Source organism: Roseomonas sp. F4, assembly GCF_053891155.1.
The window spans coordinates 346,078-367,821 of sequence record NZ_JBSSHK010000002.1; the positions used below are offsets into that span (position 1 = coordinate 346,078).

Below are 21,744 nucleotides of genomic sequence, written 5' to 3' on the forward strand. Positions count from 1 at the left end.
TCGATCAACGATATGTGCCAATGCCCTTCACCTGGCAACCCTGTCCCAGGCTATCCTCACCGGGCATGTGGCGGGGCGTTGAGCACAAATGGATTGGAAGACCGGCTGGCGCAGCTTCTACTACCAGGGCGCCCCGGAAGCGCCGGACCCGGTGCTGGCCCACGGCCGCGTGGCGCTGCTGGTGATCGATGTCCAGAACACCTATCTCGAACGCCCCGACCCGGCGACGCTGACCGGCGAGGAGCTCGCCCGCTACCACACCTGGACGCCGTTCCATGATCGCATGCATGGCACCGTGATGCCCGCGATCAGGCACCTGCTGGCACGCTTCCGTGCCGATGGAAATCCGGTGTTCTTCGCCCGCATCGCCTGCCTGCGGCCGGATGGCGCGGACCGGTCGCTGAGCCAGAAGAAGCCCGGCTGGAACAACCTGCTGCTGCCGCATGATCGTGCCGATTCCGCCATCCATGAGTCCATCGCGCCGCTGCCCGGCGAGATCGTGGTGACGAAAACCACCGATTCCGCGCTGACCGGCACGAATCTCCGGCTGATCCTGACGAATATGGGCATCACCCATGTGGTCTGCGCCGGCATCTTCACCGACCAATGCGTCAGCTCCACCGTGCGCAGCTTGGCCGACGAAAGTTTTGATGTGATCGTGCTGGAGGATGCCTGCGCCGCCGGCAGTGAGGAGCTGCACCTGCGCGAGCTGGAAATCCTCAACCGCATCTATTGCGAGGTGATGCGGATGGAGGATCTGCTCGGCTATTTGCCCGCCTGAACCGCATCCTCCGGCGCCGCGCGCAGCAGCAGCAGCGCCAGGCAGGCGGACAGGGCCAACGCCATGGTGACGCTGAGCGCCGCCGCCACGCCGCCGCGTTCCAGCAGCAGCCCGAACAGGAAGGGCGAGGCCGCCTGAAGAAAGCGCGCCGGCGCCCCCAAAAGCCCCTGCCGTGCGCCATAGCCGGCGGGGCCGAATACCGCGAGCGGCAGTGTGCCCTTGGCGATGGTCATCACGCCATTGCCCATGCCGTGCAGCACCGCGAAGGCGGCCGCCGCCGGGCCGCCAAAGGTCAGCAGCACCGCCGCCCCCAGCGGATGCCCGAGCATCGCCAGCCGCGCCGAGACCAGCGGATGAAACCGCCGCAGCAGCCCGAATTCGGCGACACGCGCCGCCACCTGCGCCGGTCCGATCAGCGCTGCCGCGGCCACCGCGGTTGCACCCGTCGCGCCCGCCGCCTGCAACAGCGCTGGCAGATGCGCGGCCATGGCGCCGGCGATGAACCAGCTTCCGGCGAAGACGAAGGCAAGCAGTGGCATGGCAAGGCGGCTCGGCGCCGGCGGCGCTTCCTCCACCATCGCGGCCTTGCGCGCTGGCGGCGGTGCGGGCGGTACCAGGAAGCGATTCAGCGGCAGGCCCATCAGCAGATGCAGCGCCGCCCAGGCGAGGCAGGCGCCGCGCCAGCCAAACGCCTCGGCCAGAAGGGCGGAGACCGGCCAGCCCACGGTGCTGGCGAAGCCGGCGATCAGGGTGATTCCCGTGATCGGCCCGCGCGCCGCCCGACCATAGAGCCCCGCCAGCGTCGCGAAGGCCGCGTCATAAAGCCCCATCGCCATGCCGATGCCGAGCACGCACCAGGCCGCCGCCATGCTCCACGGCCCCTGCGCCAGGCCGAGCGCGACCAGCCCCAGCGCCAGCACGATGTTGGAGGCGGTGAGCATCCCCCGCCCGCCCTTCTGGTCGATCACCCGCCCCACCACCGGCCCCAGCAGCGCCGAGAGCATCAGCGAGGCGGAAAAGGCCCCGAAGACCCAGGCGGTGGAGATACCAAAATCCCGCGCCATCGGTGCCGCCAGGATCGCCGGCAGATAATAGGAGGAGGCCCAGGCCAGCGTCTGCGCCGTGCCCAGGGCGATGACGACGCGGGTTGCGCCGGCAGGTGCGGCCTCGCTCACGCGGCGCCGCAGCAGGGCGCGGTGGCGGGCAGTTCCGGCTTCGGGGCGCAGCAACTGCCCTGCGGCGTCACCGGCGTGCAGCAGGAGGAAGCCTGGGGGGCGGGGTCCAGGCTGCAGACGCCGGTCTCCGGCAGCACCAGCTCCACGCGCCGCGCGGCCTCCACATCGCCGGCCAGATGGGCGGCGATGCTGCGCACCTGTTCATGGCCGGTGGCCAGCAGGAAAGTCGGTGCGCGGCCGTAGCTCTTCATGCCGGCGATGTAGAAGCCCGTTTCGGGGTGTCGCAGCTCCGCCTCGCCATGCGGGCGCACCGTGCCGCAGCTGTGCTGGTTCGGGTCGATCAGCGGGGCCAAGGCCGGCGTCGCTTCCACGGCGGGGTCCAGCAGCAGGCGGATTTCGCGCAGGAAGCCCAGATCGGGCCGAAAGCCGGTGGCGACGATGATTCGGTCCGCCCGCACGGTCAGCGCCTGGCCGTCCTGCCGGCCGGAGATGGCCAGCGCGCCATCCTGCTCCGCGATGCGGTCGATCAGGAAGGGGGCGAGGGCGGTGACGGCGCCGCTTTCCACCAGCGCCTGCGCCCGCCCGCCCAGCGCGCCCCGCGCCGCCAGCCCATCCCGCGCGCCGCCGCCAAAATTCACCGCGCCGAGCGGTCGGCGGAAGGCCCAGAGGATGCGCGTGCCCGGCACCTGCCGCGCCAGTTCGGCGAGGTCCAGCACCGCATTCATCGCCGAATGCCCGGCGCCGACCACCAGCGTGGTGCGCCCCGCATAGGTTTCCCGGGCGGCGCCCAGCACATCCGGGATGCCGTAGGCGATGCTTGCGCTGTTCCGCGCCTCGCCCAGCGCCGGCAGGCCATGCGCGCCGGCGGGGTTCGGGGCGGACCAGGTGCCGGAGGCGTCGATCACCGAAGCGGCCTCGATCGCCTCGGCGCCCTCCGGGCCTTCGACATGCAGCACGAAGGGCGCCGCGGCGCGGTCCGCGCCATCCTGAAGCCGGCCCAGGTCGCGGCGCGCGATGCCGGTGACGCGGGTGTTCGTACGGATATCGGCGGCAAGCGCCTCGGCCAGCGGGTCCAGATACAGCGCGACCAGCTCCGCGCCAGTGGGATAGGCCTCGGGGTCCGGCGCGACCCAGCCGCGCGGGGCCAGCAAGGCGGCGGCGGCGCTGTCGATATTGTAGCGCCAGGGGGAGAACATGCGCACATGCCCCCAGTCCCGTACCGCGGCGGCGATGTGCGGCCCGGCTTCCAGCACCAGGGGGCGCAGGCCGCGTGCCCGCAGATGCGCGGCGGCGGCGAGGCCGACCGGGCCGGCACCGATGATGGCAACGGGTAGGGTCTCGGTCATGCGCAATCTCCCTTGCAGGGTTGGGCAAAGGCGCGGCCGGTATCGGTCAGCGCGGAGGTGGCTTCCATCCAGGCCTCCAGCGCCACGCGAAAGGCGGCGCGGCCGCTTTCGGTCAGGGCATAGACGCGGCGCTGGCGGCCCTGCACCACCTCCTCCGCCACGGTGACGAAGCCGCCGGCCTCGAATTCCCGCAGCACGGGGTAGATGGTGCCCTCGGTGGGGGAACAGCAGCCGCCGGTCACCCGCTCCACCGCGCGCGCCACGTCGTAGCCATGCAGCGGCTGGTCATGCAGCACCCGCAGGATGAAGAACTTTGATAATCCCATCTTGATGGTGCCGGACCAGTAGTCGCGGGCGCCGTAGTCGATGCGGGGCGGGAGGGGTCGGGGGAGGGCCATGACCGAAGGCTAATACCTTGAGGGGCGATGCATCAACCCTCTTTTTCGATTCGCCTGCGCTCAGCCAGGTTCCCATCCGGGCAGGACATGCCCTAGCCTGCAAAAACACTGGGATACAGGACCGCATCATGCTCCGCCGACAGCTTCTGGCCCTGTCCTCCCTCGCCTGTCCCAGCCTGGCATTGGCGCAGACCCGGACCGCGCCGCCGCCCAGCCGCTTCATCGTGCCCTATGGCGCCGGCAACATCACCGACCAGGTGGCGCGCGTGCTGGCGGAAGCCCTGGCGCCGCGCTGGGGCGGAAGGCTGGTGATCGACAACCAGCCAGGCGCGGCGGGCATGCTCGGCACGCTGAACCTGATCCGCGCCCCGGCCGATGGCGCCACCTTCGCCATGATTTCCGTTGCCGCTTTGGCGATCGCGCCGCATCTGGCCAAGCCGTCCCGCTACGATCCCTTCACCGACCTGACGCCGATCGCCGGCGTCTCCGTCTCCTCCGCCTTCCTCGCGGTGAATGCGGCGCTGCCGGTGCGCAGCCTGGCGGAGCTGGTGGCCTATGCGCGGGCGCGGCCGGAGAATGACCCGATCTTCTACTACTCGCCGGGCAATGCCTCCGTCCCGCATCTGAACCTGGAGGGCCTGCGCCGGGCGCTGGATTTCCCGATGCAGCACGTGCCCTACCGCACCAGCGCCGCCGGCAACACCGACCTGCTGGCCAACCGGGTGCAGGTGACGATGGACAGCTACAGCATCACCCGCCCCCATATGCAGGCTGGCACGCTGCGGCCGCTGGCCTTCAACGGCGCACGTCGCAGCCCGGAATTCCCGGACGTGCCGACCTTCGCGGAAGCGGTGCCCGATGTGCCGATGCTGAATGCCTGGCAGGGCCTGTTCTTCCCGCCCGGCACGCCGCGCCCGCTGGTGGAGCGCGCCGGCGCCGATGTGCTGTCGGTGATCTCCACCGACGATTTTGCCGCGAAACTGCCGATCGGCGTGACGCCCTTCACGCTGGGCCCGCCGGAGCTGACGGCGCAGATCCGGCGTGACAATGAAAGGCTGGGTCGGCTGGTGGCGGAGATCGGCCTGACCCAGGACTGAGTTCTACTCAATCACATACTGCGATGCAGTCGATGGAGATCAGAAAATCCGGATGCGCGAGGCGCGGGCTTTCCGTCGTCATCCGCGCCGGGCAGTTGCCCTCGGCGAAGTAGGTGCGGAAGATCGCGTCAAACTCGTAGTATTTCGTCATGTCGGTCATCGCGATGTTCATCTTCACCGCGCGGTCCAGCGAGCTGCCGGCATCCTCCAGGATGGTGCGGAGGTTCTGCATCACCTGGTGCGTCTGCGCGGCGAAGTCGCCGCGGGCGATGTCGCGCTCGCCTTTGAAGGGCGTGGTGCCGGTGGTGTAGATCAGCCCGCCCGCCTTCACGGCGTGGTTCGTCGCGCTGCGCAGCGGCGTGACGCGGGGCGAGTTGAAAATCTGGCGGTCCATGCTGGCATCCTGTTCCCGATATGACGCGCAGCTTGGCCCGCGCGCCCGCCAGGGGCAATCTCAGGCCGGCGCAGTCACCACCGGCAACGGCCGCCGCCGCTTCGCCGCCATGCGCTCAAAGGTCAGGTAGACCGCCGGCGTGGTGTAGAGCGTCAGCAGCTGGGACAGGATCAGGCCGCCGATGATGGTGATGCCCAGCGGCTGCCTCAGCTCCGCCCCCGGACCCGTGGCGATGGCCAGCGGAATGGCGCCGAACAAAGCGGCCAGCGTCGTCATCAGGATCGGGCGGAAACGCTCGCGGCAGGCTTCAAGGATCGCCACCATGCCGCCCTCGCCACCTTCGCGTTCATGGGACAGCGCGAAGTCCACCATCATGATGGCGTTCTTCTTCACGATGCCCATCAGCAGGATCACGCCGATCATGGCGATGACGCTGAACGGCGTATTGGTCGCCAGCAACGCCAGCAGCGCGCCGATTCCCGCCGTCGGCAATGTGGACAGAATGGTCAGCGGGTGGATCAGGCTTTCATACAGCACGCCCAGCACGATGTAGATGGTGACCAGCGCCGCCAGGATCAGCAGCGGCAGCCCGCTCAGGAAGGTCTGAAAGCTGCGCGCATTGCCGGCGAATTCACCGCGCACGCTGGCCGGCATCTGGATGTCGAGCGCCGCCTGTTCGACGATCCGCGTCGCCGCCCCCAGCTCCACCCCCTCGGCGAGGGAGAAGCTGATGCTGGCGGCCGGGAAGAGGCCCTGATGGGTGATCGAGCGCGGCGCCGTGGTGCGTTCCAGCCGCACCAGGGAGCCCAGCGGCACGGGCCCGTCGCGCCCAGGCACGAAGATGCCGGTGAGCTGGCCCGGATCCTCCGTCAGCCGCGGGTCGATCTCCAGGATCACGCGATACTGGTTGCGGGTGCGGTAGATGGTGGAGACCTGCCGCTGCGCGAAGGCATTGTTCAATGCGCCGCCCAGCGCCGAGATGGACACGCCAAGCCTGGCCGCCGCATCCCGGTCGATCACCAGGCGGGAGACGAGCCCGGTGCGTTCCTGGTCGGAGGAGACATCGACCACCTGCGGGATGCTGCGAAGCTGGTTCACCAGCCGCTCGCTCCAGGTGCCCAACTCATCCAGGTCCGGGCTCAGCAGCACGTATTGGTAGTTCGCATTGCCCTGGCGGCCGCCGATCATGATGTCGCTCTGCGCCCGCAGGAAGGTCTGCGCGCCGACGATGCGGCCGAGCGGCACACGCAGCCGCGCGATCACCTGCGCCGCGTTCATTCCGTCCCGCGCCGCCAGCGGCGTCAGCCCGACCTGCAGGCGGATATTGCTCGAGCCAAAGAATCCGCCGCCGCCCAGCGAGGCGGAAACGCTTTCCACCGCCGGATCGGCGCGGATGATCTCCACCACCTGTTCCTGAAAGGCCACCATCGCCTGGAAGGAGGTATCGGGCTGCGCCACCACGGCGCCACTCAGCAGATTGCTGTCCTGCTCCGGAAAGAAGGCCTTGGGCACCTGCATGTAGAGCCAGACGGTCAGCCCCACCAGGCCGACGGTGCCGGCCACCGTCAGCCGCCGCCAGCGCAGCACCGCCATCAGGCTGCGCATATAGCCGGCGATGAGCCAGTCCATCACCGCCTCGAACCCCCGCCCGAAGCGACCCGGCGGACGCGGCTTCTGGCCGGCCAGCAGCACTGCCAGCATCGGTGTGACGGTGAGGGAGATGACGGCGGAAATCGCCACCGCGATGGACAGGGTCGCGGCGAATTCGAAGAACATGCGGCCGACGATGCCGCCCATGAACAGCAGCGGGATGAAGACCGCGATCAGCGAGAGGCTCATCGAGACCACGGTGAAGCCGATCTGCCGCGCGCCCTCCAGCGCCGCCTCCCGCGGCCGCAGCCCGCGTTCGGTCATCCGCGCCATGTTCTCGATCATGATGATGGCGTCGTCGACCACGAAGCCCACCGAGATGGTCAGCGCCATGAGCGAGAAGTTGTTGAGCGAGTAGCCCACCATCCACATCACGCCCAGCGTACCGAGCAGCGATAGCGGCACGGAAATGCCGGCGGCGATGATGGCGGAGGTGCGGCGCAGGAAGACCGCCACCACCAGCACCACCAGCACGATGCTGATCAGCAGCGTGTGCTGCACCTCCGCCACGCTGGCGCGGATGGTTTCCGACCGGTCGCGCATGATGGTGATGTCGATGCCGGCGGGAATCCAGCGGCCGAGATCGGGCAACAGCGCGCGGATGCCGTCCACCACCTCCAGCACATTGGCATCGGCCTGCTTGTAGACCGTCAGGATGATGGCTGGCCGCCCGTTATAGGACCCGGCCTGGCGCCGGTCCCGCGAACCCAGATCCACCCGGGCCAGACCGGACAGGCGCACGATGGCGCCATCGGCCTGGGTGACGACGATGTCGCCAAAATCCTGGGGCGTGGTCAGCCGGTCATTCACCGCGATGGCGGCCGATTGCAGCGGCCCGTCGATCAACCCGGTCGCCTGGGTGACATTGGCGTTGGTGATCGCCGTGCGGATCTGGTCGAGCGAGACATTCGCCGCGGTGGCCGCCGCCGGGTCCACCGCCACGCGGATGGCCGGCTGTTCAGCGCCGGCGATACCCACCGTCGCGGTGCCGTTCACCTGGGCCAGCCGCGGCACCACCACGCTGTCCGCGGCATCATAGATCTCGCCGGCCGTCAGCGTGTCTGACGTCATCGCCAGGATCAGCACCGGCTGGTCGCCGGGGTTCAGCTTGCGGAAATTGGGCTGGCTGGTGAGGCCGGAGGGCAGGTCGGCCTGCGCCGCATTGATCGCCGCCTGCACATCCCGCGCGGCGGATTCGATGGAGCGCGACAGGTCGAATTGCAGGATGATCCGGGTGGAACCGAGCGAGGAGGTGGAGGTCATCTCGCTGATGCCGGGAATCTCGCCCAGCTTGCGCTCCAGCGGCGCGGCGACGGAAGACGCCATGATGGCCGGGTCTGCGCCGGACTGGCTCGCCGTCACCGCGATGGTCGGAAAATCCACCTTCGGCAGTGGCGCCACCGGCAGGTCGAAATAGGCAACCAGCCCGGCCAGCGCCAGGCCGATGGCCATCAGCGTGGTGCCGATGGGCCGCGCGATGAAGGGGGCGGAGATCGACATGCGTTACTCCGCCGGTGCCGGCGGGGCGCCGCGATGGTTCAACCGCTGGGCACGGTCGCGGATCGCCTCCATCGCCAGATAGATCACCGGCGTGGTGTAGAGCGTGATGACTTGGCTCAGCAGCAGCCCGCCGATCACCGAGACACCCAGCGGCAGCCGCAGCTCGGAGCCTGCGCCTGATCCCAGCACCAGCGGCAGCGCGCCCAGCAGGGCGGCCATGGTGGTCATCATGATCGGCCGGAAGCGCAGCAGGCAGGCCTCCCGGATCGCATCGCGCGGCGTCATGCCGTGCTCGCGCTGCGCTTCCAGCGCAAAGTCGATCATCATGATGGCGTTCTTCTTGACGATGCCCATCAGCAGCACGATGCCGATCAGCCCGACCACCGACAGGTCCAGCCCGAACAATTCCAGCCCCAGCAGCGCGCCGATACCGGCGGAGGGCAGGGTGGACAGGATGGTGATGGGGTGAATGACGCTTTCGTACAGCACGCCCAGCACGATGTAGATGACGATGACCGCGGCCAGGATCAGCCAGCCCTGGCCGGCCAGGGATCGGGTGAATTCCGCCGCGTCGCCGCCAAAGCTGCCGCGCATCGAATCCGGCAGGCCGAGCCCGGCCTGCGCCGTGCTAATCGCCTCCAGCGCGCCACCCAGCGAGGCGCCGGGGGCGAGGTTGAAGCTGAGCGTCACCGCCGGGAACTGGTCCTGCCGGGTGATGGTCAGCGGTGCGCGGCCGCGCGTGATGGTGGCGATCTCCGCCAGCGGGATCTGCGGCGCGATGGTGGCGCCGGTGGCCGATCCGGTGACGCGCAGCATGCCGATCGCGGCCGGGTCATTGGCCTGAGCCGGATCAGCTTCCAGCACCACGCGATACTGGTTGTTCTGCGCGTAGATGGTGGAGATCTGGCGCTGGCCGAAGGCGTTGTACAGCGTGTCGTCCACCGCCTGCATGGTCACGCCCAGCCGCGCCGCGCGCAGGCGATCGACCTGCACCTGCACGCGCAGCCCATCTTCCCGCTGGTCGCTGCCGACATCGCGCAGTTCCGGCAGTCCCCGCATCGCCGCCAGCATGCGCGGCGCCCATTCGGCGATCAGCGACGCGTCGCTGTCCATCAGCGTGTACTGGTACTGGGTGGAGGACGGCCGGGTGCCGATCTGGATGTCCTGCACCGGCTGCATATAGATCTCGATGCCCGGAATGGTGGTCAGCCGTGGCGACAGACGCGCCATGATGGCGGAGACATCGTCGCTGCGTTCCGCGCGCGGCCGCAGCACGGCGGTCAGGCGGCCGGTGTTCTGCGCCGCATTCACCGTGCCGGCGCCGGCGACGGAGGTGACGGCGATCACATCCGGATCGGCCTGCGCCACCTCCGCCACCTGGCGCTGCAATTCGGACATGCGGGCGAAGGAGACGTCCTGCGGCGCCTCCGTGGTGATGGTGATCAGCCCGGTATCCTGCAGCGGCAGGAAGCCCTTCGGCATCACCACATACAGGCCGATGGTGCCGACCAGCGTCAGCCCGGCCAGGATCAGCATCAGCCCCTCCCGCGCCAGGGCCCAGTCCAGCGTGCGGGCATAGCCGCGGCGCGTCGCCTCGAACCCCCGTTCGAAAAGGTCGGAGATGCGGCCAGGCTTGTCCTCCCCATGCGGGCGCAGCAGCAGCCCGCACATCATCGGGGTGAGGGTCAGGGACACCACCATGGAGACCAGCACGGAGATGGTCAGCACCATGGCGAATTCGCGGAACAGCCGGCCGACCACGCCTTCCATGAACAGCAGCGGGACGAACACCGCGATCAGCGACAAAGTGAGGGAGACGATGGTGAAGCCGATCTGCTTCGCACCCTCATAGGCGGCCTGGAGGGGCTTCTTCCCCTCCTCGATCATGCGGACGATGTTCTCGATCATGACGATCGCATCATCCACCACGAAGCCCGTCGCGATGACCAGCGCCATCAGCGAGAGGTTGTCCATGGAATAGCCCAGCAGCGCCATGATGCCGAAGGTGCCGATGATCGACAGCGGCAGCGCCACGCCCGGCACGATGGTGGCCCGCGCGGTGCGCAGGAACAGGAAGATCACCATCACCACCAGGACGATGGACAGCACCAGGGTCAACTGCACCTCATGCACCGAGGCGCGGATCGTCTCCGTCCGGTCGGAGACGACGGAAAGCTCCACCCCCGCCGGCAAGGCGCGTTGCAGCCCGTCGAGCTGGCCGCGCAGGGCTTCCACCGTGGCGACGATATTGGCGCCGGGCTGGCGCTGCACATCCAGCAGCACGGCCGGGCGGCCGTTGAACCAGGCGGCGGTCAGCGTGTTCTCCAACCCCTCCGCCGCCATGCCGACATCGCGCAGCCGCACCGGCGCCCCGTCCCGCCAGGCGATGATCAGGTCCTCGAAGCCGGCGGCGGTGGTAATCTGGTCGTTGGCCATCACGGCGGAGGCCTGCTGCGGCCCGTTCACGGACCCCTTGGCCCCGGCGACATTGCCGGCGGTGACGGCGCTGCGCACCGCCTCCATCCCGATGCCATAGGCGGCCAGCCGGCGCGGATCGACCTGCAAGCGCACCGCAGGACGCATATTGCCCTGCACGGCGACGCGGCCGACACCGCCCACCTGCGCCAGCCGCTGCGCCAGCAGCGTGTCGACGATATCCGACATGCGCGCCACCGGCAGCGTCTCGCTGGTCAGCGCCAGGGTCAGGATCGGCGGGTCCGCCGGATTCACCTTGGCGTAGGTGGGCGGGTAGGGAAGGGTGGAGGGCAGGGTGCCGCGCGCGGCATTGATCGCCGCCTGCACATCCTGCGCGGCATCGTCGATGTCCCGGTTCAGGTTGAATTGCAGCGTGATGCGGCTGACCGAGGGACCACTGACCGAGACCATCTCCGCCAGCCCGGCGATCTGCGCGAGCTGCCGTTCGAGCGAGGCGGTGACCAGCACCGCGATGGTCTCCGGCGAGGCGCCCGGCAGCTGCGTGGTCACCTGGATGGTGGGGAAATCCACCTCCGGCAGGGAGGAGACGGGCAGCCGCATATAGCCATAAAGGCCCGTCAGCAGCACCGCGATCGCCAGCAGCGCCGTGGCCACCGGCCGCGCGATGAAGGGGGCGGAGATATTCACGGCGGTGGCGCGCCCGCGCCTGGCGGCGGGCCACCCGCGCCCGGCGCACCCGGCCCACCGGCACCCGGCGGCCGCCGCCGCACCTGCCGCGGCGCCGCGGTCGGCACCACCGGATCGGCCACCTGCACCGAACTGCCGGCCACCAGCCGCAGCGCGCCGGAGGTGACAGCCCGTTCACCCGGGCGCATCCCGCGCAGCACCACGGCCTGCTGCCCGGCGATGGTGCCGAGCGTCAGTGGCCGCTGGTCCACCGTGTTGTCCTCCTTCACCACAAAGGCATAGGGCCCCTGCGGGCCGCGCTGCACCGCGACCAGCGGCAGCACCACCACGTCGCGCAGCGTGTCCACCTGGATGCGGGTATTGACGAAGGCGCCCGGCCACAGCCGCAGGTCGTCATTGGCGAATTCCGCCTTCAGCCGGATGGTGCCGGTGGTGGCATCCACCTGATTGTCCACCGTCACCAGCCGCCCGACCGGATTGGCCGGCGGTGGGCTGCCATCGGCGCGCGGCGCCGCCGATTCCGCCAGCCGTGCCTCCACCGGCACCGGGCCGGCGGCCAGCGCCTGCATCACCTGCGGCAGGGTCTGCTGCGGCAGGGTGAAATTCACTGCCACCGGGCGCAGCTGCGTCACCACCACGATGCCCGTGGTGCTGCTGGACTGCACATAATTGCCGATATCCACCTGCCGCAACCCGATGCGGCCATCGATGGGGGAACGGATGGTGGTGTCATCCATCTGCGCCTGGGCATTGGCGATGGTCGCGTCGTCGAACTGAAGCTGTGCCTCAAGCTGCGCCACCGTGGCGCGCTGGGTGTCCAGCACCTGCTGGGACGTGCCGCTGCTGCGCGCCAGCAGGGTGTAGCGTTGCAGGTCGCGCCGGGCATTGGCCAGCTGCGCCTCCCGCTGCGCCCGTGTTGCCACTGCCTGGTCCAGGGCCGCCTGGTAGCTGCGCGAATCGATGCGCACCAGGATATCGCCCGCCTTCACCTCCTGCCCCTCGCGGAACAGGATCTCGGTGATGCGGCCGGAGACCTGCGGCACGATGGTGACGGTGTTGGAGGCCTGCACGGTGCCCAGCGCATCCAGCAGGATCGGCAGGTTTTCGACCGTCGCCGTGGCGGCGGTTACCGGAATCGCCGGCGGCCCCCGCCTTGCGCTTACCGGGCCGCCCGCCGGCGCGGCGCCGGTCGCGGTCTGGGGCGTGGCGCCGAGCCAGCCCTGCCGCCATGCAACATAGCCGCCGCCCGCCGCCGCCAGCAGCACGGCCGAAAGCAGCCAGGGCCAGGCGCGGCGCCGGGCGACGGGCTTAGGTGCCGGCAGCGCCAGCACCTCCGGCGGCGCGGGCAGGGCCTTGGGGGCGGTGGAGGCCAGGGGCGGCTCCGGCTGCGGTGGGCGGGGCAGGTCGTTCATGGCAGGGGCCTTGTCGGGCCGCCGGCAGTCGGGGCGGGCTGAAGAGATGGGGTGGCGGCGGGCGGAACATAGGTCCAGCCACCGCCGAGCGCGGTGAACAGCGCCGCCGCGGCCTGCAAGCGGTCCGTCTGGGCCTGGGCCAGGGCATTGCGGGCGGTGAACAGGCTGGACTGAACGCTCAGCACCGTCAGCAGATCCACCGTGCCGGCCTGCAACTGTGCCTCCGCGATCGCATAGGCGCGCTGGGCGGAAGCTTCGCGCACCCGCTGCAATTCCACCGATTCACTGGTGCGGCGCAGGGCGGAAAGGCTGGTTTCGGTGTCCTGCAGGGCCGCCAGGATGGTGCGCTGGTACTCCGCCAGCAGTTCCTGCTGCCTCGCGTCAAACTGCTCCACCTGGGCCCGCAACGATCCGGCATTGAAGATCGGCGCGGTCAGCCCCGCCGCCATGCTGTAGACGGTGGAACCCGGCCGCAGCAGCAGGTCCAGCGCCGTGCTCTGCAAGCCGCCGGACCCGGTCAGGGCGATGGTCGGGAACAGTGCGGCGCGGGCGGCGGCGAGATTGGCATTGCCGGCCGCCAGATTGGCCTCCGCCTGCTGCACGTCCGGCCGCCGCGCCAGCACTTCCGACGGCAGGCCGGCCATGATGGCCGGCACACGGACCGCCTCCAGCCGCACGGCGCGGATGTCGATCTCCCCGGGCGCCACGCCGGTCAGGGTGCCGAGGGCGAAGCTGTTCTGCTCGGCCGTCTGTTGCAGCGGCGGGATGGCGGCGCGCTGCTGCGCCACCGTGGTTTCCTGCTGCGCCACATCCAGCCCGGTGGCGGTGCCCACCGCCACGCGCTGGCGCAGGATGGACAGGTTGCGGGTCGCCAGTTCCAGGTTGCCGCGCTGGATTTCCAGCTGCTCCTGCGCGCCGAGGACGTTGAACAAGGCGGTGGCGACGGAGGACTGGGTGCTGAGCGCGGTGACGCCAATGGCATAGCGCGCCGCGATGGCGGAGGACCGGGAACTCTCCAGGATGGCCCGGTTGCGACCCCAGAAATCCACCTCATAGCTGGCCGAGAGGCCCACCCCGAAGCTGTTGCCGGCGCTGCCGGCGGAGCCTGGATTGCGGTTGGTGCCGCGCGACCGGCCGGCCGAAAGGTCCCCATCCACCGTCGGCAGCAGCGCCGCGCCGGAAATCCGCACCTCGGCATCCGCCTGGCGCAGCCGGGCCACGGCGCCGGCCAGGTCCAGATTGCCGGCCATGGCGCCCCGCATCAGCGCATCGAGCTGGGGCGTCTCGAATTCCCGCCACCACTCGGCGTCCGGCCAACGCATCGCGGTCGGCGCCGGCTCGGCCTGGGCCATGCGGAAGGCGGCGGGCAGGCGCAGGCCGGAGCTGGCAGGGTCGATCCGCGCCGCGCAGCCGCTGGCCAGAAGGGCGAGACCGAGCAGGCCCGAGGTGCGGAGGGAGCTGGGGAGGTGGTGGCGCATGCGTCGCAATATGAACCCTGCTTGTGGCGCCGGGGAGGCGGCTGACCTTTATCTTTCTCTCTGGCCCGGCAAGACCCTGACGGCCACCGACTTTTGGCTACGAAGCGTTTCGGCCGGTAAGCGCCCCCGGTCCGGCCGCAACACGGGCTGTTGCATCGGCCGGCAATCCATACGGTCGCAGCAAGGTTAATCTTCCTTAAGCCGGACTGACCTTTGTTTGTCACATGGCGCGGATACCAAGCCGGGCATGAAAAGGCAGTCGGCGCCCGGCATCCGTGCGGACGGATCCGGCGGAACGGCGTGCCGCGATGTCCGGAGTGATGACATGAGCCTGAGCACGACCGCCAGCAACGCCCTGACCTTCGCCGAAACCGGCAGCCTGGCCCTGGCCGGCGCCGAGATCTCGGCCTTCGACGCCGGCAGCAACCGCCTTTTCGTGACGTCCAATGCCGGATTGCAGGTGGTGGACCTGTCCAACCCCACCGCGCCTGTGCTGCTGGCCACCATCGACTTCACCGATCTGGGCTTCGCCACAACCGACATCACCAGCGTCGCGGTGAAGAATGGCGTGGTCGCCGTGGCCCTGCCCAATGCCGACAAGGCGCTGCCCGGCGAGGTGGTGCTGCTGAACGCCGCCGATGGCGCGCTGCTGAGCTCGGTGACCGTCGGCGCGCTGCCCGACAGCCTGACCTTCACCCCCGATGGCACCCGCATCCTGGTGGCCAATGAAGGTGAGATGAACAGCACCGGCACCGATGGCGACGGCAGCGTCAGCATCATCGATCTGAGCGCCGGCGCCGCCAACGCCACCGTCACCACCGCCACCTTCGATGCCTTTGACGGGCAGGAGGACGCGCTGCGCGCCGCCGGCGTGCGCATCTTCGAAGGCCGCAGCGTCTCGCAGGATGTCGAGCCGGAATATGTCGCCATCTCCGCCGATGGCCTGACCGCCATGGTGACCTTGCAGGAAGCCAATGCGGTCGCCCTGCTGGACATCGCCACCGCCACCTTCACCGGCATCGTGCCGCTGGGGCTGAAGGATTTCTCCAGCCTTCTGGCCGATTACAGCGACCGTGACGGGCCGGGCAACGACCCCCTGCCGGCCAATCTGGTGAATGCGCCGGTCTTCGGCCTGTACATGCCGGACGCGATCGACAGCTACCAGTCCGGTGACCAGACCTTCTACGTCATCGCCAATGAGGGTGACGACCGCGACGATTTCATCCCGGGCGGCGAGACCATCCGGGTCGGCAACAACGGCTATGTGCTCGACCCCACCGTCTTCCCGAATGCGGCCGAGCTGAAGGACAATGACAATCTCGGCCGCCTGACCGTCTCCAACGCGCCGGGCCTGCGCGGCGACACGGACAATGACGGCGATATCGACCAGATCCTGATGTATGGTGGCCGGTCCTTCTCGATCCTGGACGCCCAGGGGAACATCGTCTTCGACAGCGGCGATGCCATCGAGCGCATCGTGGCGGAATACTTCCCGGAACTGGTCGATGACAGCCGCAGCGACAACAAGGGGCCGGAGCCGGAAGGCATCGAGATCGCCCGGATCGGCGACAGCACCTATGCCTTCGTCGCGCTGGAACGCTCCAACATCACGCTGAGCTTCGACGTGACCAACCCCGAGGCGGTGACCTATGTCGGTGCCGCCCAGATGGATGGCGCGGTGAGCCCCGAGGGCGTGCTGGTGATCTCGGCCGAGGACTCGCCGACCGGCAAGGCGCTGCTGGTGGTCAGCAACGAGGTGAGCAGCACGCTCTCCGTCTTCACCACCACCCAGACGCCGGCCTTCACCCTGCAGCTGCTGCATTTCGCCGATGCCGAGGCCGGCCTGCTGGCCGGCAGCACGGCGAAGAACCTGGCCGCGCTGGTCGATGCCTTCGACGGCACCTATGAGAACACGCTGATCCTGGCCGGCGGCGATAACTACATCCCCGGCCCCTTCCTGGCCGCCGGCACCGATGCCTCCGTCGCCGCCACCCATACCCGCGGCAACAACCCCGGCGCGGCGGATATCGAGATCCACAACCGCATCGGCGTCGAAGCCTCGACCATCGGCAACCATGAATTCGACCTTGGCACCAATGCCTTTGCCGATGCGGTGAACGACGCGGCCTTCCCCTACCTCTCCGCCAACCTCAACTTCTCCGGCGACGCGGCCCTGTCCGGCCGCTACACGGAAACGGTCGGCGTGGGCGGGCTGGAGGATGCCTCGACCCTTCGCGGCCGCATCGCGCCCTCCGCCGTGGTGGACAAGGGTGGCGAGAAGATCGGCCTGGTTGGCGTGACCACGCAGATCCTGGAATCCATCTCCTCCACCGGCGGCGTCGAGGTGAAGGGCTTTGCCGGCGACGGCAGCGAGACCAACGACATGGCGCTGCTGGCCGCCCAGCTTCAGCCGGTGATCGACGAGCTGATCGCCCAGGGCGTCAATAAGATCATCCTGATGTCCCACCTCCAGCAGATCCGCTTCGAGAAGGAGCTGGCGACCCTGCTGAACGGCGTGGACATCATCCTCGCCGCCGGCTCCAACACCCGCCTCGGCGACGAGAATGACGAGGCGGTGGCGTTCCCCGGCCATGCCGCCGACTTCGCGGATACCTACCCGCTGGTGACCAAGGGCGCCGATGGCGGCGATACGCTGATCGTCAACACGGACAATGAATTCACCTATCTCGGCCGCCTGGTGGTGGACTTCGATGCCGAGGGCCGCATCATCCTGGAGAACCTCGACAGCACCGTGAACGGCGCCTACGCCGCGACCGATGCGAATGTCGCCGAGGCCTGGGGCGTGGACGAATCCGACCTCGACACCACCGCCTTCGCCGAGGGCACCAAGGGCGCCGAGGTGGCCGAGATCACCGATGCGGTGCAGGCGGTGATCGCCGCCAAGGACGGCAACGTCTTCGGCTACACCGACGTCTATCTGGAAGGCGAACGCGCACAGGTGCGCAGCCAGGAAACCAACCTCGGCAACCTGACCGCCGATGCCAACCGGGAAGCCGCGGCCGACGCGCTGGACGACCAGCCCTTCATCTTCTCCCTGAAGAATGGCGGCGGTATCCGCGCGCAGATCGGCGCCATCGATGTGGTGAGCGGCGACAAGCTGCCGCCGATCGCCAATGACCTCGCCGGCAAGCCCTCGGGCGGCGTCTCCGAACTGGATGTCGAGAACGCGCTGCGCTTCGACAACAAGCTGATGGTGTTCGACACCACGCCGCAGGGCCTGCTGAACATCCTGAACTTCGCCGCCGGCATCGCGCCGGGCAATGGCGGCTTCATCCAGCTCGGCGGCGTGCGCTTCGCCTATGACCCGGACAATGCGGCCGGCCAGAAGGTCACCAGCGTCGCCCTGATCGACCAGACCGGCAAGGTGATCGCCCGCGTGGTGGAGAATGGCCAGGTGGTGGCCGGCGCCCCCGCGGTGATCAGCGTCGTCGCGCTGAACTTCACGGCGAATGGCGGCGATGGCTATCCGGCCAAGGCGAATGGCACCAACTTCCGCTACCTGCTGGATGACGGCACGCTGAGCGCGCCGATCGACCCGTCGCAGGACTTCACCGCCGCCGGCAATGTCCCCGCCAATGCGCTGGGCGAGCAGCAGGCGCTGGAAGACTACATGCAGGAATTCCACGGCACGCCGGAGACCGCCTTCGATCAGGCGGACACCTCGGCCGCCGAGGACACCCGCATCCAGAACCTGAACGCCAAGGCCGAGGACACGGTCTTCGAAGGCCAGGATGTCACCGGCACCGCCGGCGCCAACCGCCTCGTCGGCACCGAGGGCGACGACACGCAGAGCGGTGGCGAAGGCGATGACCGCCTGCTCGGCCGTGGCGGCGACGACCTGCTGATGGGCGATGGCGGCAACGACATGATGGTCGGCGATGCCGGCGCCGATACGCTGATGGGCGGCGCGGGCAACGACACCATGGCCGGCGGTGAGGGCGCGGATGTCATGTCCGGCGATGCCGGTAACGACCGCATGCTGGGCAATGCCGGCGACGATCGCATGTTCGGCCTTGGCGACAACGACACGATGCTCGGCGGCGCCGGCAACGATGTGCTGGAAGGCGGCGATGGCATCGACCGGATGCTGGGCGATGCGGGCAACGACACGCTGACGGGCGGCCTCGGCGCCGATATCCTGATCGGCGGCGCCGGTGCCGATATCTTCCGCTTCGGCGCCTATGAGGAAAGCCTGCGCGGCAGCTCCGACCGCATCCGCGACTTCTCGGTGGCGGAGGGCGACAAGATCGACCTGTCCTTCATCGACACCGATCTGCTGACGCCGGGCGACCAGGGCTTCGCCTTCGTCGGCAGCGATGCCTTCCTCGGCGGCGGCGCTGCCTCCATCCGGGTGCAGTACGGCATCACCGGCACGGCGGTACAGGTGGATGCCGGCGACGGCGGCGCGGCGGAGATGCTGATCCTGCTGGTCGGCCAGCCGGCTTTGCAGGCGAGCGACTTCATCCTGTAAGGCTCAGGCGGCGCCGGCGAGGTCCAGCGCGACCGGCTGATGGCCGGTCGCGGCGGTCAGCGCGGCCGCCGCTTCCGCCAGACGCTCGGCGGCACGGTTCGGCGCCTCCGCCGCGCGTTCCAGCGAGGCGCAGGTCTCCGGCAACCGTTCGGCGATCCCGGCCAGCGCCTCGGTCGCCGGGCGCAGCCGGTTGCCGGCGGCGTCCAGCATGCCGGTGGAGCTGGCAATCCGTTGCGCCGCGCTTTCCAGCAGCGGCTGCGCCGCGTGGATCGCGGTCAGATGCGCCTCCGCGATCGGCGTCAGGGTCTCCAGCCGGTTCATCTGGTGGCGCAGCGCATCGCTGGCCATCTCGATCGCATCGCGGGTCTCCGCGCCCTGCACCTCCAGCGCCGGCGCCACCAGGCCCAGGCAGGCGGCTTCCTGGCGCAACGCCTCCGTCGCATCGTCCAGCCGCTGCGCCATTTCGGCGATCCGGGCGTCGAAGGCCGGCACGGCACCGCCAAGGCGAGTCGCCTCGCCGCGCAGCGCATCGGCCGATTCCATCACCTGCGCGGCCATGGCGGCGGCCTCCTCCGCCAGTTGCGGCGCCGCGGCGCCGAGCTGCGTCGCCTCCTGCCGCAGGGTTTCCGCTGCCTCTCGCACCGCGGTCGCCATGGCGGTGGCCTGGGCCACCAGTTCCGGCGCGGTGGCGGCCAGGGCCGCGGCCTCCTGGCGCATCGCTTCGGCGGCCTCGGCGGATTGCGCGACCAGCGCGCTGGCCTGGGCGGCGAGCGCCGGGCCCAGCGCGCCGAGCTGCGCCGCCGCCTCCCGCACCACGGACAGGGTGGCGGCGCCGTCCTGTTCCAGCGCGCCGAGCCGGGTTGTCTGTTCGCGCAGCTCCGTGGCGAAGCTCTGGGCCTCGGCGGTCAGGGCCTCGGGCAGCAGGGCCACGCGGCCGGTCTCGGCGCGCAACGCCTCCGCCAGACCGGCCAGTTCAGCAACGGCATGGGCGGCCTGGGCTTCCAGCCGGGGCGCCAGCGTGGCCAGGGCGGCGGCTTCCTCCCGCAAGCTGGCGATGCCGCCGCCAAGCTGATCGGACAGCCCGGCGACCTCGGCCCGCAGCGCCGCGCCGGCGGCTTCCAGCGGGCCGGGCAGGGCTGCGGCCAGCCGTTGTTCCACATGGGCGGCGGCCTGTTCCAGCCGTGGCGGCAGGGCTTCGCCCAGGGCCAGGATCGCGGTGGCCGCGCGTTCCAGCCGCTGCGCCACCTGGGCCATCCGGCCATTCTCCTCCGGCTCGGGCCGCGCTTCCGGCCGCAGCTCCGGCTTTGCCTCCGGCATCCGGTCGAGCCGCGCCATCATCCGCCCTTCCGCCGCGACCAGCGTGGCGTCGAGCGGCCCGGCGAGCTGGGCCGCGACCTCCTGCGGCAGGCTGTCGAGCCTTGCGGCGATACCCTGCGGCAGCAAAGCGAGCGCCTGTTCGGCGCGCGCCGTCATCTGCGTCATGCGTTGCGCCTGGGTGTCGGCCAGGCCGGGCAGCAGGGCCAGGGCCTGGGCGGCGGTGGTGCTGCTTTCGGCGCTGTCCTCCAGCCGGGCGATGGCGATGCCGGCGGCTTCCGTCAGGCGGGCGGCGGTCTGCGCGGCCTCCGCCTGGATACGGGCGGTCTCGGTGCCATCGCGCTTCAGCCGCAGCATTTCCTCGGTCAGGGCGCGCAGCAGGATGGCCATGGGCTCCGACATGGCGTCGCGCTTCGGTACGGCGGGGGTGACGCCGCGGCGCCATAGCCCGGCCAGGGCCACGACCCCGCCGAGCAGTCCAAGCCCGGCGGCGGCGGGAAGCGCCCAGGGCGCATCCAGCCCGCCCGACAGCGCCGCGCCCAACAGGCCCAGCCCGGCGAGCAGCGGCAGCGCGGCCAGCATCCCATCCCGCCCCAATTCGCGGAAATTCGGCTTCGGCGCTTGCATGGATGTCTCCGTTTTCGAAGGTGCGGGCAGGTCAGACATTGCGCCTGGCCTCCCGCGCAGGGGCATGGGGCATCGGGGCCATCTCAGGCGGCCTCGGCATCCGTCGTTGCGAGGCGCGCGGGCTTGAGGAGCACGGGCGCCCCAGGCTGGAGGGCGCTGGCCAGGCCTTGCCAGAGCTGGGTCAGTTCGTTGCTCTCCCGCCGTTCCGGCAGGCCCTCGATGGCCCATCCGGTGGCAAGGTGCACAAGGCGCGGCGCGCCCAGCGCCAGAGCGGGCAGCGGCCCGCGCCATTCGCAGCGCGGGGCCAGGGGCAGTGCCTCCAGCGCCGCCACCAGCGCCGGTCTGTCGCCGGAGCGCAGGATCACGGTGGCGCAGGCCACGCCTTCCCCGGCGCAATGCGCCTGGCCGGCCATGGCAAGGATATGCGGGTGCAGCGCCGCTTCCAGCGCGGTCTGAGCCGCGGCCGGCGCCATGTCACCATGCAGCACCACATCCCATTGCTGGCGCAGGCCCTGGCGCGCCAGGGCAGTGGCCAAGGCGGATGCGCGTTCATGCAGCAGGCGGCGCAGCGCGTCTTCCGGACAGAGCGCGGCGACGGGATCGCAGGCCAGGAAGGCGCCCTGCGCGGCGGCGCGTTCCAGCCGCTGCCGCATCTTGGGCCAGGCGCGCAGCAGCGCGGGGCTGTCACGCCGTCGGAACAGCCGGCGCAGCGGGGCTTCTGCCGGCTGCACAAGCGCCACCAGGGCGGGTGCGCCGCAGTCCAGCAGGGCCACATCCTGCCCCATTCGCGCCGCGAGCTCCGCCGCGCCTGCCTCCGGCACCAGGCCGAGCCAGCGCAGCATGCGGCCTGTCGCGTCGCCGGTCCGGCCGTGCGGCATGGGGCGGGACAGAGATTGCAAGGGCCGTAATCCTGGCCTGACCGGGACCGCGCCCGGGCGCCGACCTCCATCCTGGATG

General features: G+C 69.9%; 13 protein-coding genes. 3 read left to right on the forward strand and 10 right to left on the reverse strand.

From position 1 onward, the window contains the following. The first annotated feature begins 88 nt into the window (after window positions 1-88). Window positions 89-781, forward strand: a complete 693-nt coding sequence (locus ACVFYP_RS09080) for a cysteine hydrolase family protein (protein WP_499199846.1) — start codon at window positions 89-91, stop codon at window positions 779-781. On the opposite strand, the gene ACVFYP_RS09085 is transcribed toward ACVFYP_RS09080, so the two are convergent. Genes ACVFYP_RS09085 through ACVFYP_RS09095 form a run of 3 tightly spaced genes read right to left on the reverse strand, consistent with a single transcriptional unit; the run spans window position 766 to window position 3,700 of the window. After that, window positions 766-1,956 (reverse strand): MFS transporter, encoded by a 1,191-nt coding sequence (locus ACVFYP_RS09085; RefSeq protein ID WP_499199847.1) that lies wholly within the window; start codon window positions 1,954-1,956, stop codon window positions 766-768. The two genes, ACVFYP_RS09080 and ACVFYP_RS09085, sit on opposite strands and share 16 nt — an antisense overlap. Continuing rightward, window positions 1,953-3,302 (reverse strand): FAD-dependent oxidoreductase, encoded by a 1,350-nt coding sequence (locus ACVFYP_RS09090; RefSeq protein WP_499199848.1) that lies wholly within the window; start codon window positions 3,300-3,302, stop codon window positions 1,953-1,955. The genes ACVFYP_RS09085 and ACVFYP_RS09090 overlap by 4 nt, the downstream gene beginning before the upstream one ends. Beyond that, entirely contained in the window at window positions 3,299-3,700 is a 402-nt protein-coding gene (locus ACVFYP_RS09095) for a PadR family transcriptional regulator (RefSeq protein WP_499199849.1), read from the reverse strand. Before ACVFYP_RS09095 ends, ACVFYP_RS09090 begins: the two co-directional genes overlap by 4 nt. A 128-nt stretch (window positions 3,701-3,828) precedes the next feature. Between ACVFYP_RS09095 and ACVFYP_RS09100 the strand changes: the two genes are divergently transcribed. Further along, on the forward strand, window positions 3,829-4,797 hold the full coding sequence (locus ACVFYP_RS09100) for a Bug family tripartite tricarboxylate transporter substrate binding protein (protein ID WP_499199850.1): 969 nt from the start codon (window positions 3,829-3,831) through the stop codon (window positions 4,795-4,797). A gap of 7 nt (window positions 4,798-4,804) precedes the next feature. On the opposite strand, the gene ACVFYP_RS09105 is transcribed toward ACVFYP_RS09100, so the two are convergent. From ACVFYP_RS09105 to ACVFYP_RS09125, 5 genes are read right to left on the reverse strand one after another with little or no spacing between them, the layout of a single operon-like run. Beyond that, window positions 4,805-5,191, reverse strand: coding sequence for a RidA family protein (locus tag ACVFYP_RS09105; RefSeq protein ID WP_499199851.1), 387 nt, complete (start codon window positions 5,189-5,191; stop codon window positions 4,805-4,807). A gap of 60 nt (window positions 5,192-5,251) precedes the next feature. Beyond that, window positions 5,252-8,341: an efflux RND transporter permease subunit gene (locus ACVFYP_RS09110; RefSeq protein WP_499199852.1), complete on the reverse strand. Its 3,090-nt coding sequence runs from the start codon at window positions 8,339-8,341 to the stop codon at window positions 5,252-5,254. 3 nt (window positions 8,342-8,344) lie between these two features. Next, complete coding sequence (locus ACVFYP_RS09115; protein ID WP_499199853.1) at window positions 8,345-11,464, reverse strand: efflux RND transporter permease subunit; 3,120 nt, start codon at window positions 11,462-11,464, stop codon at window positions 8,345-8,347. Beyond that, window positions 11,461-12,876 carry an efflux RND transporter periplasmic adaptor subunit gene (locus ACVFYP_RS09120; RefSeq protein ID WP_499199854.1) on the reverse strand — a complete coding sequence of 472 codons (1,416 nt, stop codon included), beginning with the start codon at window positions 12,874-12,876 and terminating at the stop codon, window positions 11,461-11,463. The genes ACVFYP_RS09115 and ACVFYP_RS09120 overlap by 4 nt, the downstream gene beginning before the upstream one ends. Continuing rightward, window positions 12,873-14,354: an efflux transporter outer membrane subunit gene (locus ACVFYP_RS09125; protein WP_499199855.1), complete on the reverse strand. Its 1,482-nt coding sequence runs from the start codon at window positions 14,352-14,354 to the stop codon at window positions 12,873-12,875. Before ACVFYP_RS09125 ends, ACVFYP_RS09120 begins: the two co-directional genes overlap by 4 nt. A gap of 325 nt (window positions 14,355-14,679) precedes the next feature. Here ACVFYP_RS09125 and ACVFYP_RS09130 point away from each other — a divergent pair, with 325 nt between their 5' ends. Further along, entirely contained in the window at window positions 14,680-18,846 is a 4,167-nt protein-coding gene (locus tag ACVFYP_RS09130; RefSeq protein WP_499199856.1) for a choice-of-anchor I family protein, read from the forward strand. A 3-nt stretch (window positions 18,847-18,849) separates the two neighbouring features. Here ACVFYP_RS09130 and ACVFYP_RS09135 read toward each other — a convergent pair whose 3' ends face one another. Both ACVFYP_RS09135 and ACVFYP_RS09140 read right to left on the reverse strand, forming a co-directional pair. Beyond that, the gene (locus tag ACVFYP_RS09135) at window positions 18,850-20,787 is read right to left on the reverse strand and encodes a hypothetical protein (RefSeq protein ID WP_499199857.1); all 1,938 of its coding nucleotides are present in this window, start codon (window positions 20,785-20,787) and stop codon (window positions 18,850-18,852) included. Window positions 20,788-20,870: 83 nt separating this feature from the next. After that, complete coding sequence (locus ACVFYP_RS09140) at window positions 20,871-21,686, reverse strand: hypothetical protein (RefSeq protein WP_499199858.1); 816 nt, start codon at window positions 21,684-21,686, stop codon at window positions 20,871-20,873. Between the last annotated feature and the right edge of the window lie 58 nt (window positions 21,687-21,744).

Excerpts from the sequence above, each read along its gene's own strand:
- ACVFYP_RS09080 (WP_499199846.1), top strand. The coding sequence starts at position 89 with ATGGATTGGAAGACCGGCTGGCGCAGCTTCTACTACCAGGGCGCCCCG.
- ACVFYP_RS09090 (WP_499199848.1), bottom strand. The coding sequence starts at position 3,302 with ATGACCGAGACCCTACCCGTTGCCATCATCGGTGCCGGCCCGGTCGGC.
- ACVFYP_RS09095 (WP_499199849.1), bottom strand. The coding sequence starts at position 3,700 with ATGGCCCTCCCCCGACCCCTCCCGCCCCGCATCGACTACGGCGCCCGC.
- ACVFYP_RS09100 (WP_499199850.1), top strand. The coding sequence starts at position 3,829 with ATGCTCCGCCGACAGCTTCTGGCCCTGTCCTCCCTCGCCTGTCCCAGC.
- ACVFYP_RS09105 (WP_499199851.1), bottom strand. The coding sequence starts at position 5,191 with ATGGACCGCCAGATTTTCAACTCGCCCCGCGTCACGCCGCTGCGCAGC.
- ACVFYP_RS09110 (WP_499199852.1), bottom strand. The coding sequence starts at position 8,341 with ATGTCGATCTCCGCCCCCTTCATCGCGCGGCCCATCGGCACCACGCTG.
- ACVFYP_RS09120 (WP_499199854.1), bottom strand. The coding sequence starts at position 12,876 with ATGAACGACCTGCCCCGCCCACCGCAGCCGGAGCCGCCCCTGGCCTCC.
- ACVFYP_RS09125 (WP_499199855.1), bottom strand. The coding sequence starts at position 14,354 with ATGCGCCACCACCTCCCCAGCTCCCTCCGCACCTCGGGCCTGCTCGGT.
- ACVFYP_RS09130 (WP_499199856.1), top strand. The coding sequence starts at position 14,680 with ATGAGCCTGAGCACGACCGCCAGCAACGCCCTGACCTTCGCCGAAACC.
- ACVFYP_RS09135 (WP_499199857.1), bottom strand. The coding sequence starts at position 20,787 with ATGCAAGCGCCGAAGCCGAATTTCCGCGAATTGGGGCGGGATGGGATG.